The organism is Thalassolituus oleivorans MIL-1, assembly GCF_000355675.1.
GTDB lineage: Bacteria > Pseudomonadota > Gammaproteobacteria > Pseudomonadales > Oceanobacteraceae > Thalassolituus > Thalassolituus oleivorans.
This window is the reverse complement of sequence record NC_020888.1, coordinates 2608748-2619956: the sequence shown is the minus strand read 5'-3', so window position 1 is coordinate 2619956 and position 11209 is coordinate 2608748. Positions and strand designations below refer to the sequence as shown.

The 11209-nt window shown below is 46.7% G+C and carries 13 protein-coding genes; all 13 read left to right on the top strand.

Features of this window, described 5'->3' with window-relative positions; all coding sequences use genetic code 11:
- Positions 1–6 precede the first annotated feature (6 nt).
- The 13 genes from flhF to TOL_RS11970 all read left to right on the top strand — a co-directional run bounded on the left by flhF (position 7) and on the right by TOL_RS11970 (position 11205).
- Entirely contained in the window at positions 7–1386 is a 1380-nt protein-coding gene (gene flhF, locus TOL_RS12030; RefSeq protein WP_015487608.1) for a flagellar biosynthesis GTPase FlhF, read from the top strand.
- Positions 1387–1392: 6 nt separating this feature from the next.
- Complete coding sequence (locus TOL_RS12025; protein ID WP_015487607.1) at positions 1393–2211, top strand: MinD/ParA family protein; 819 nt, start codon at positions 1393–1395, stop codon at positions 2209–2211.
- Positions 2212–2214: 3 nt separating this feature from the next.
- The gene (locus tag TOL_RS12020) at positions 2215–2949 is read left to right on the top strand and encodes an RNA polymerase sigma factor FliA (protein WP_015487606.1); all 735 of its coding nucleotides are present in this window, start codon (positions 2215–2217) and stop codon (positions 2947–2949) included.
- Positions 2950–3067: 118 nt separating this feature from the next.
- The gene (gene cheY / locus TOL_RS12015) at positions 3068–3442 is read left to right on the top strand and encodes a chemotaxis response regulator CheY (RefSeq protein WP_015487605.1); all 375 of its coding nucleotides are present in this window, start codon (positions 3068–3070) and stop codon (positions 3440–3442) included.
- 16 nt (positions 3443–3458) lie between these two features.
- Positions 3459–4235 carry a protein phosphatase CheZ gene (locus TOL_RS12010; RefSeq protein ID WP_015487604.1) on the top strand — a complete coding sequence of 259 codons (777 nt, stop codon included), beginning with the start codon at positions 3459–3461 and terminating at the stop codon, positions 4233–4235.
- A 12-nt stretch (positions 4236–4247) separates the two neighbouring features.
- The gene (locus TOL_RS12005) at positions 4248–6521 is read left to right on the top strand and encodes a chemotaxis protein CheA (RefSeq protein ID WP_015487603.1); all 2274 of its coding nucleotides are present in this window, start codon (positions 4248–4250) and stop codon (positions 6519–6521) included.
- 12 nt (positions 6522–6533) lie between these two features.
- Entirely contained in the window at positions 6534–7553 is a 1020-nt protein-coding gene (locus TOL_RS12000; RefSeq protein ID WP_015487602.1) for a protein-glutamate methylesterase/protein-glutamine glutaminase, read from the top strand.
- Between the two features lie 211 nt (positions 7554–7764).
- Positions 7765–8547, top strand: a complete 783-nt coding sequence (locus TOL_RS11995) for a ParA family protein (RefSeq protein ID WP_025265076.1) — start codon at positions 7765–7767, stop codon at positions 8545–8547.
- A complete protein-coding gene (locus TOL_RS11990; protein ID WP_015487600.1) occupies positions 8540–8896 on the top strand; it encodes a hypothetical protein in 357 nt (118 codons plus the stop codon). The genes TOL_RS11995 and TOL_RS11990 overlap by 8 nt, the downstream gene beginning before the upstream one ends.
- Positions 8886–9743 (top strand): chemotaxis protein CheW, encoded by an 858-nt coding sequence (locus tag TOL_RS18425; RefSeq protein WP_015487599.1) that lies wholly within the window; start codon positions 8886–8888, stop codon positions 9741–9743. Before TOL_RS11990 ends, TOL_RS18425 begins: the two co-directional genes overlap by 11 nt.
- Before the next feature lie 176 nt (positions 9744–9919).
- Positions 9920–10402, top strand: coding sequence for a chemotaxis protein CheW (locus tag TOL_RS11980; protein ID WP_015487598.1), 483 nt, complete (start codon positions 9920–9922; stop codon positions 10400–10402).
- Between the two features lie 9 nt (positions 10403–10411).
- Positions 10412–10792, top strand: coding sequence for a DUF2802 domain-containing protein (locus TOL_RS18420; RefSeq protein WP_015487597.1), 381 nt, complete (start codon positions 10412–10414; stop codon positions 10790–10792).
- A 173-nt stretch (positions 10793–10965) separates the two neighbouring features.
- Positions 10966–11205, top strand: coding sequence for a hypothetical protein (locus TOL_RS11970; RefSeq protein ID WP_015487596.1), 240 nt, complete (start codon positions 10966–10968; stop codon positions 11203–11205).
- The last annotated feature ends 4 nt before the right edge of the window (positions 11206–11209 follow it).

The following is an 11209-nucleotide window of genomic DNA, read 5'->3' as shown; positions in this document are numbered from 1 at the left end:
CGTAACATGAATGTAAAACGTTTCGTCGCGGCAAATATGCAACAGGCTCTGCGTTTGGTGTCTCAAGAATTGGGGCCGGATGCAGTGATTATGTCGAGCAAGAAAATCGCCGAAGGGTTTGAGGTTGTGGCGGCATTGGATTATCAGAGCGGCCAAGACGCTTCGAGTAATCCAGAAGTTGAGCGCCAGTTGCGTTTGCAGCGCGAGCTAGAAGCCGCGAAGTCAGCCACTCGACAAGCAGAATTACAGCGTCAACGTACTGCTGATCGCGTTGCTTTTGCGGAAAAGAGCGATCTAACCAGCCGTGATGGTATTCGCGAAGCGTTAGCGGGTCTGCGCCCAGGCGCTCAGCCGGCAGGACAAACGGCAGCCGAAAAAGATATGGCTGCACAGGTGGCAACCGCTAAACCTATGTCAGCAAAAAATGACGATGGTTCTCATGTGTATAACAGCCGCTTGCAAGAGATGCAGGGCGAGTTGCGTGAATTAAAAGATTGGATGGTGAGTCATCAAGGCAGTGCTTGGGATACTCGTCGTCCGTTAACTTGGCAGCAATCGCAATTGTGGCAGCGCTGTCAGGATATGGGTATTGAACCAGCATGGGCCGATCGCATTGCTAGTAATTGTGCTGCTGATGTGGCGATGGACGAAGCTTGGAAAGCCGCTTTAAAACAAATAGCGGGTGATTTACCCATTACCCCAGCTGGACTACTTGAACGTGGTGGGCGTATTGCGCTTGTTGGCCCTACCGGCGCAGGTAAAACCACTACAATCGGCAAAATAGCGGCGCAGTTTGTAATGCGTCACGGTGCTAAATCGGTGGCTTTCGTAACTCTTGATAATTATCGCGTGGCCGCACATGACCAGTTAAAAGCTTTCTCTCGCATCTTAGGTGTGGAGATGCGTGTGGTGACTCAGGGCGGGGATCTCGCTAAAACACTGCTTGCACTGCGTGATAAGAAATTAGTTTTAGTCGATAGCGCCGGTTTAGGCAGTCAAGATCCACATTTTTCTGTGCAATTGTCTATGCTTAAACAGGCTGGGGCAGGTTTAAGTAAATTATTAGTACTGCCTTTGACTAGCCAAGGCCGCTGTTTACAAGAGAATTTTGAACACTTTAAAGCTGCCGGGTTAAGCGGCTGCATTTTTACTAAGTTAGATGAATGTTTTTCGCTAGGGCCGGGCATGAGTATCGCTGCATTAGGGCACTTACCGGTCACGCTCGTTACAGATGGCCCGCACATTCCGGATGATTTGCATTATCCAGATGCGATGCGATTGGTGAACTTAGCAGAGCAAATGGCCCGCATGGCCAGAACTCGTTGGCAGGCGGCCGAAGCCTTAAATATGGCAACGCAGCAAACCAGCTTTCAACACGGAGTATAAAACACGATGGCAAGGCACCCGGTTCAAGTGATCGCTGTTACTGGTGGTAAGGGCGGTGTGGGTAAAAGCAACGTCTCCGTTAACCTCGCAATTGCGTTGGCCGAAATGGGACGACGCGTTGTTGTACTCGACGCCGATTTAGGTTTGGCGAATATCGATATTTTATTGGGGATATCGTCCAATAAAACGATTGAAAATGTACTGCAAGGTGAATGCGATTTACGGGAAGTGATGGTTAAAGGCCCGGCAGGAATTCGTATTGTTCCTGCTTCCTCGGGGACGCAGAAATTGTCGCAATTAAATGCGATGGAACACGCTGGTTTAATTCAAGCATTCAGTGATATTGGTGATGATATCGACGTATTAATCGTTGATACCGCTGCGGGTATTTCTGATTCTGTGATGAGTTTTGTGCGCGCAGCGCAAGAAGTACTGGTTGTGGTAACCGATGAACCGACTTCTATTACCGATGCTTATGCACAAATTAAATTATTAAATCGTGACTACGGTGTATTTCGCTTCCGTATGGTGGCAAATATGGTGCGCACGCCGCAAGAAGGGCAAGCGCTATTCCAAAAACTGACCAAAGTGACTGATCGTTTTTTAGAGGTTGCCATGCAGTACGTCGGTGCTATCCCTATGGATGATGCCGTACGTCGTGCCGTACAGCGCCAAAAGGCGGTCGTCGATGTGTATCCTCGCTCTAAAGCTTCAACAGCATTTAGAGCTCTCGCCAAAAAAGTCGATGCTTGGCCGCTGCCGTCTTCGCCGCGTGGGCATTTAGAGTTTTTTGTCGACCGGCTGCTTCAGGAAGTTGAGGCCTAATCAATGTCTGCGGGTAGTTGTCTGGTGTACTCTGACGTTCAAAAAAACAATTTCGATCAGTTGGTTCGCGAACACGCAGGACTGGTAAAGCGTATTGCCCATCACATGATGGGACGTTTACCCGATAGCGTACAGGTGGACGATCTTATTCAAGCCGGCATGATAGGTTTGTTAGAAGCATCACGTAAGTACGATGGCGGTAAAGGCGCAAGTTTTGAAACCTATGCCGGTATTCGTATTCGTGGCGCTATGCTGGATGAAATTCGTCGTGGCGACTGGGCTCCGCGTTCCGTGCATCGCAATGCTAGGCGAATTACCGATGCAATTAAGCAGATAGAAAGTGAGAAAGGTCGTGATGCCGACGACAGTGAAGTTGCTGCATTTCTTGGTATTAGCCAAGATGAATATCATGGCATTTTACGCGATAGCGCTGGCTGCCGGCTGTTTAGTTATGAAGAAGTCGCCGAGAAAAGTGAGAACGGCTTTGAAGTTTTTAACGAAACTGCGCCCAATCCATTTGCAGGTATCGAGCGAGATGCCTTCCAAACTCAGCTCGCAGAAGCCATCAAAGGGCTTCCTGAACGCGAACAGCTGATTCTAGCCCTGTACTACGACGAAGAGCTCAACCTCAAGGAAATCGGCGCTGTGCTGGGCGTCAGCGAGTCTCGTGTCAGTCAATTACACAGCCAAGCGACCCATCGTTTGCGTTCACGCTTGGGCGATTGGCTTACTCGCTAATAAATATTGCATTCCGTATGTCGTGTTTCTGGATAAAGCGGTAACTAGGTCTACACTAAGTTTTAGGAACGACTGGGAATATTAAAGTCGATTATTGGAGGTCGTTTTGGACAAAAATATGAAAATACTCATCGTTGATGACTTCTCTACGATGAGACGTATCGTTAAAAACCTTCTTCGCGATTTGGGCTTTACCAACACGCAAGAAGCTGACGACGGTACGACAGCGCTCCCCATGTTACAGAATGGCGATTTTGACTTTCTAGTAACTGACTGGAATATGCCGGGCATGACGGGTCTCGACCTGTTGAAGCATGTTCGTGCAGACGACCGTCTTAAGAGCCTTCCGGTTCTTATGGTTACCGCAGAAGCGAAACGCGATCAGATTGTTGCAGCTGCTCAGGCAGGAGTAAACGGCTATGTAGTTAAGCCTTTTACTGCGGCAGTTCTGAAGGAGAAAATCGATAAGATTTTCGAACGAGTCGAAGGCTAAATAAGAAGGTTGGTCAATGGGTGACATAAGCCTGAAAGCTGCTAACAGTAAAGTCGGCTCAGAAATCAGAGAGCTAGCTGAGAACATGCTGCTGCAATTAGAGCAGGGTGATATCAGTAAAGCCGTAGCGCTAGTGAACAACCTCAATGAGGTTCGTGACCGCACTTTGTATAACGAGATCGGCCGCCTAACGCGGGCACTGCATGAGGCTATTAAAAACCTTAATGTCGATTCCGTTGGTGCTGGCTCTGACATTGAAAATACAACCGATAAACTCGCGTATGTATTAGAAATGACGGATAAATCAGCTAATCGAACCATGGATTTGGTTGATGCAGGGATGCCTTTAGCCTCCGATATTCATGATCGGGCAAAAACATTATCGGAACAATGGCAGCGCTTTTTAAATAAAGAATTAACACCTGCAGAGTTTCGAGCGTTAAGCAAAGAAGTGAATGAATTTTTGGGTGAAAGTGCCGATAAATCGCGGCAAATTCAGGGACACTTTTCCGAAATTGTCTTAGCTCAAGATTTTCAGGATCTCACCGGACAAGTGATACATAAGGTGACGGCCCTGATAAAAGATGTAGAAGATCGGCTAGTGAGCCTAGTGTTAATGGCCGGGCAAGTGGATGAGATCACAGGTATTAAACATGATCTCAATGACATAGCAGAAACTTCCGACGAAGGTGCCAACATCCGTGCGGAAGGTCCTCAAATTAATAAATCCAGTGACGACGTAGTTAACAGCCAGGATGATGTTGATGACCTATTGTCCAGTCTTGGTTTTTAAAGGAGCAAACGGATGAGTTTCGATGCAGATGAAGAAATCCTCCAGGATTTTCTCGTTGAGGCGGGTGAGATTCTAGAATTGCTCTCAGAACAACTCGTTGACCTCGAACAACGCCCAGATGATAAAGATCTTCTGAATGCTATTTTCAGGGGCTTCCATACGGTTAAAGGCGGCGCAGGTTTTTTACAATTAAATCCGCTGGTGGACTGCTGTCACGCTGCAGAAAACGTGTTTGATACTTTACGTAATGGTCACCGTCGCGTTAATCCTGATTTAATGGATGTCGTGCTGCAAGCACTCGATTCCGTAAACGAAATGTTTGAAAGTGTGCGTTCTGGTGCAGCACCAGCAGATGCTGATCCTGCCATTATTGAACGTTTACACCATTTAGCTAAACCGGCATCTGAAGACGAAGAAGTTGTTGCGGAAGCTGAAGAGCCTGTTGAAGACGAAGTGGAAAGCGTCGCTGAAAACAATATCGAAACTGAAGCAGCCACGGCTGATAATGGCGATATTACCGACGATGAATTTGAACTTCTATTAGATGCCTTAGATGAAGAACGCAGTCAGGCTGCTGCGCCGGAATCGACACCACCGCAAGCCGCCGCTGACGATGACGATTTGTTTGACATGGGTGGGCCTGTTACTACATCTGCGTCAGATGATGAGATTACTGAAGATGAATTTGAGGCCTTACTGGATCAAATTCATGGGAAAGGTAAAGGCGCAACAGTCGGTGAGGTGAAGGCTAGCGCTCCGTCTGCACCAGCCGGTACTGCTGATACTGCGCCAGTAGATGCACCACTAACAAGCGGTGGAGATGAATTAATCAGTGATTCTGAATTTGAGGAATTGCTTGATAGATTGCATGGTAAAGGCAAGCACGCATTTGCACCTGAAGGTGGAACCGATACCAAAGCGAAAAAGCCTGCAGAGCCGGTTAAGTCAACTCCAGCGGCAAAAACGCCTGCTCCTGCAGAGCCAGTGAAACCTGCTGCAAAAGCACCTACCGCAAAAGCGCCTGCTGCAAAAGCAGAGCCGACTAAGGTTGAGTCAATTGCTACGCCCGAAGCTAAGAAAGTTGAAAATAAAGAGGCAATGCAAGCTGAAGCGACGGTTCGCGTTGATACCAAACGTCTTGACGATATTATGAACATGGTTGGTGAATTGGTTCTGGTGCGTAACCGATTAGTGCGTTTAGGATTGAAGAGCACTGATGAATCAATGGCCAAAGCAGTTGCAAATTTGGATGTGGTTACTGGTGATTTACAAGCATCGGTAATGAAAACTCGAATGCAGCCAATCAAAAAGGTTTTTGGTCGTTTCCCGCGAGTTGTACGTGATTTAGCGCGACAGCTGAAAAAAGAAATTAATTTAGAATTACGCGGTGAAGAAACAGACTTAGATAAAAACTTAGTGGAAGCATTGGCTGATCCGTTAGTCCACTTAGTGCGTAATGCCGTGGATCATGGGGTAGAAATGCCAGATGATCGCGAGAAGTCCGGTAAGAACCGCGTCGGTACTGTGGTGTTATCGGCTGAGCAAGAAGGCGATCATATTCTGCTAGTGATTCAAGATGATGGCGGCGGTATGGACGCGGATGTCTTACGTCGTAAAGCCGTCGAAAAAGGCGTGATGGATCAAGATGCCGCCGATCGCTTAACTGAAAATGAATGTTTTAACTTGATTTTTGCTCCAGGTTTTTCTACCAAAGATGTGATCTCTGATGTGTCAGGGCGTGGCGTTGGTATGGACGTGGTTAAAACGAAAATTAACCAGTTAAACGGCACTATCAATATTACGTCGCGAATGGGTGAAGGCACCAGTATTCGTATCAAGGTGCCATTAACTTTGGCCATTATGCCAACCTTGATGGTGATGCTAAAAGATCAGGCATTTGCCTTTCCTTTGGTCAATGTTAACGAGATTTTCCACTTGGATTTAACCCAGACTAATATTGTAGATGGGCAAGAAGTGGTTGTTGTTCGAGAAAAACCGATCCCGCTGTTTTATTTAAAACGTTGGCTAGTTAAGGGTGATCATTCTGAGAATGTAGATGACTCTGCCCATGTTGTTGTCGTTTCGGTAGGTAATCGTCGTGTTGGTTTCGTCGTTGACCAGCTTGTAGGTCAAGAAGAAGTGGTGATTAAACCTCTTGGCAAAATGTTGCACGGGACCGCAGGCATGGCGGGCGCTACGATCACCGGTGACGGCCGTATTGCTTTGATTTTAGATATTCCGAGCATGCTGAGTCGCTACGCGACCCGTCAATCCAGTGCAGCATAATTAAGGCTTACTATGACGATTCGGGTATTAGTAGTCGATGATTCGGGTTTCTTTCGGCGACGAGTGTCTGACATCATTAATAGTGATGGCCGTATGGAGGTGGTTGGCGTCGCCAGTAATGGTCGTGAGGCGATAGAGCAAAATGAATTGCTCAAGCCAGACGTCGTTACGATGGATTATGAAATGCCAGTCATGGATGGTATTACCGCCGTTAAGAACATTATGCTGCAGCGGCCAGTTCCCGTTTTGATGTTCTCATCCCTCACCTTTGAGGGAGCAAGGGTAACGCTAGACGCTTTAGATGCAGGTGCTCTGGATTTTTTACCTAAAAATTTCGAAGATATTGCCACTGACTCTGCGCAAATAAAGCGTTTATTAACGGATAAAATAGCAGGTGTTGCGCGTAATCAAACACGTGTTAGTAAGCCGATAGCGACTAAATCGACGATTAAGTCAGATTTATCTAAAACTGAACTTATCATAATTGGCACTTCCACAGGTGGACCGGCGGCGTTGCAAGTTTTGTTTAAAGCACTGCCTGCTACGTTTAAAACGCCCATTATTATCGTTCAACATATGCCAGGGTCGTTTACTCCTGCTTTTGCCGAAAGGCTAAATAATATCAGTCCATTGGCAATAAAAGAGGCCGTCAACGGTGATGTTATTAAATCGGGACATGTCTACGTTGCACCAGGTGGTATGCAATTAATGGTTGATCGGCGTAATGGAGGATCGATTCATATTCGCGAGAGTGATCCACGCGTTAATTATCGTCCGAGCGTAGATATTGCCTTTGCTTCAGCGGCTAAACATTATGGTGCCAATGTTCTTGGTGTTGTCTTAACTGGGATGGGAGCCGACGGCCGCGAAGGGGCGCGTTTATTAAAAGAAGCGAAGTCTCACATATGGGCTCAAGACGAAGAAAGCTCAATCATATTTGGTATGCCAATGGCTGTTATCAAAGAAGGACTCAGTGATGAGATACTTGCGTTAACAAATATTGCAGGTCGCTTAGCGTCTGATGTCGGTTAATATCGATAGGCAATGATTCGCCGTGTGCGGAATGGTCATACCGTTGGTCATTCAATTATGCCGATTTTTGTCCCGTCTTTATGGTAATTACTACCGAAATCACTTTTTTTTAGCGAATTTATGCAGTCTGACACGGATTTTGCTTAGGTTGTTGTAATAACAGCAGGCAGCCGGAAAGCCGGGTTTGCCAGAATTCTACAGGATGGTCGTCGTGCGAATTTGGTCAATTTCAAATCAAAAAGGCGGGGTCGGTAAAACGACCAGTGTAGTGACGTTAGGCGGACTGCTAGCGGCGCAAGGTAAGCGTGTATTATTAGTTGACCTTGATCCCCACGGTTCTTTAACCAGCTATTTTCGTCAAGATCCAGATAGTTTAGATCGCAGCATTTACCATTTATTTTTTGAACAGCGGTATAAAGATAAACACTACATTGAGTCTGTTTTAAAGCCGACCTCACTGGCGAATGTTTCTTTATTACCAGCAACAACCTCTTTAGCTACTCTCGAACGTCAGGTGAGTGGGCAAGATGGAATGGGTTTGGTGGTTGCGCGTACCTTAGCTCAACTGTGGGACGACTATGATTATGCATTGATTGATACGCCGCCGATTTTAGGGGTTTTATTAGTGAATGCGTTGGCGGCATGTCAGCGTTTGGTGGTGCCAACTCAAACAGAGCACTTAGCCATGAAGGGTTTAGAGCGTATGGTGCATACGCTTAAAATGGTGATGCGCTCGCAAAATAGGCAATTGCCTTATTTAATTGTGCCTACGTTATTTGATCGTCGTACATCGGCATCGGTGACGACGTTAAAAGAAATGCGGCGTACTTATGTAGAATCCCTTTGGGATGAGGCTATTCCTGTCGATACGCGACTGCGAGATGCTAGCCATGAAGGAGTATTTCCTCATCAAATGGATCCCGATACTCGTGGCGTTAGGGCATATCGTCATCTTCTGAATATTTTGGATATGTCGGAGGATGCCCATGCCTGATGTTACTTCACCATTAATGGATTATTTCGATAGCCTGTTAGGTACAGCCTCTAGTGATATTGAGACAGTCGCGCTTAATCAGCGTCGTCAGCTTGATGATTTATTGGCGCAAGCTGTGGCACCCTTTGATGATGCTTCGGCGAAAATGGCAACGCAGGTTATAGAAACCGTTGCTGCAGGTTATGCCTTAATTCCATTATGGCTGCCGGGAACTCGACCGAGTAAAGCGCAGGCGTTAACCAACATGTTTGAATTATTGGACTTGGCCCGACAATTACCTATGGGGCGTATACATTCTGCATTGCTTGCAGCCTGTAAGCTTCCGGAGCCAGTAGATAATGAGTGCTAATAAGTCCGGTACTGCCACAGGGAATCAAGTGGATGGTGTGCTGCAGGATTATTTAGACCAGTTATTAGTGATTGCGACTGAGGTCGAGCCTTTGGCTTGCCAGCCAGTCACGCAGCGCGAAGTAATAAAGCCTATTCAAGCTACCACTGCACAGTCCTCACCAAGCGTGAATACAGTTGCAAATTCTCCTCAATTACTAGATTTAGTTGAAACCATAAGCCCAGAACGGTCATGGCCGACTGAAACTCTGGCTGAGCCAATGCTGGCCTCTACGCTGACAGTATCGACCTCAGAGCCAGTAACAGACGTCCCTGAAGTGCAAGATTGGGATGAAGGTGCAATAGCCGTTAGTCCGGTTGAAGAGCTAGAGCTTGCACCGCAAAAAACTGAAATGGCGAAGCTTAACTGGGCGTCAAGCCAAGGTATCGAATGTCTGATATTTAAAGTGGCAGGTTTAAAGTTAGCAATACCACTGCCATTATTGGGCGGTGTTTTTAATGTTAACGATAAAGTGACGCCACTTTTCGGCCAAGCTAAATGGTCGCTGGGGGTGTGGCAAAGTGATGAGCAGAAATTAACTGTGGTAGATAGTGCGCAGCTGATTATGCCTGAACGCGGAAAATCGCTCGTGGATGAAGGTTACAGTTACCTGATTCAGCTAGATCGTGCGCCTTGGGCACTCGCTTGCCAAGAAATTACGGATACCGTCACTTTGGTGGAGCAGTCAATTAAATGGCGTGGAGAGGGTAGTAAGCGTCCATGGTTGGCAGGAACGGTTATTGCGGAAATGTGTGCGTTGATTGATGTTCCTGGATTACTCTCTTTGCTTGAAGAAAATAGACGCTGAAGTACACGGTTCGCCGGCTTTTTGGCTTTATTTTCTCTATTCTTTCGCTATTTCTTGGCGACAATAAAAAATTTGCAATTCGGCTGGTACAGTTTGTGCTCTGATCTATAGTTAAGGAAGGTCCGTTATGTTTTTTGACACAGTCGGACAACGGCCTTTCTTAGCGAGGATGTTTTATGTCAGCGATTGCCGGAAATAAAAGTGTGGAAGATCCGGTTCTGCAATGGGTTACCTTTCGCCTTGAGAACGAATCTTACGGGATCAATGTGATGCAGGTGCAAGAAGTATTGCGTTACAGCGAGATAGCTCCTGTACCCGGTGCACCCCCATACGTACTCGGTATCATCAATCTACGTGGTAACGTAGTTACTGTGATTGATACCCGATTACGATTTGGCTTGCCAACGTCTGACACCACGGACCAGACCCGTATCGTGATTATCGAGGCGGAGAATCAGGTGGTAGGCATTCTTGTGGACGCAGTGGCTGAGGTGGTTTATCTACGTCAGTCGGAAATTGAAACCACTCCGAATGTCGGCAACGACGAGAGCTCAAAATTCATTCAGGGCGTCTGTCATAAAAATGACGAACTGTTGATTCTTGTAGATCTTGAGAAAATGATGTCAGACGAGGAGTGGACCGAACTTCAAGGCTTATAGGGGTCTGTTATGGTCACGCTTTCGTTAGTGCACTGGTTATTGTTGGGCAATATGGCAATGCTGTTCGTCGTGGGAGGTTTTATGTGGTCCCTACGCCGACAACAGCAGTTGGATACACAGCGATTTGAACAGCATATTTCCGCACTTGAGCAATCAAGCGGCGCTATGAGTAAAAGCACGATCGGTATTGGCAGACGCGTAAAGCAATTAGAAACGCGGTTACAACAAGCAGAGCGACATGCGGTGATGCCTGGCTCAGAAGATGCCAGGTTTGAGCAGGCTTCGCGTCTGGTTGGTATGGGTGCAACAGCTAATGATTTGGTTGATAACTGTGGTGTCGCCCGCGGGGAGGCCGAACTATTAGTGTCGCTTCGTCGGCAAGTGCAGTAGCCCTAATTAGATAGAACTCACAGACTCTAAAAGCCAACTGTGTTAGCACGTTTTATTCGTTGCTAACCGGTTGGTTTTTTTATGTGATCAGAGTAACGATTTATAACAAATCAGCGACCCCTTTTTTCAATCACTACCTATACTGATAGTACGGGATGAGCAGAGGGCACATCATGAAACTATTAATGTTAATGGTTTTCGCCGCTGTAATAGCGACAGCAGCTGGGCAACCACAGGCGCTTGAGCGTAGTGGAGATACAGCGCAATTAATTCGGAATGCGACGTTTATGGAGCGAACGCCCGAATTTACCGATCTTTATATCATTCACACCCATGATAAAGGCCGACAAATCGTCATTTATTGCAATGCTTCGTATTGCTATAAACAGATTGGTCACACCGTTATGGTGTGACGCA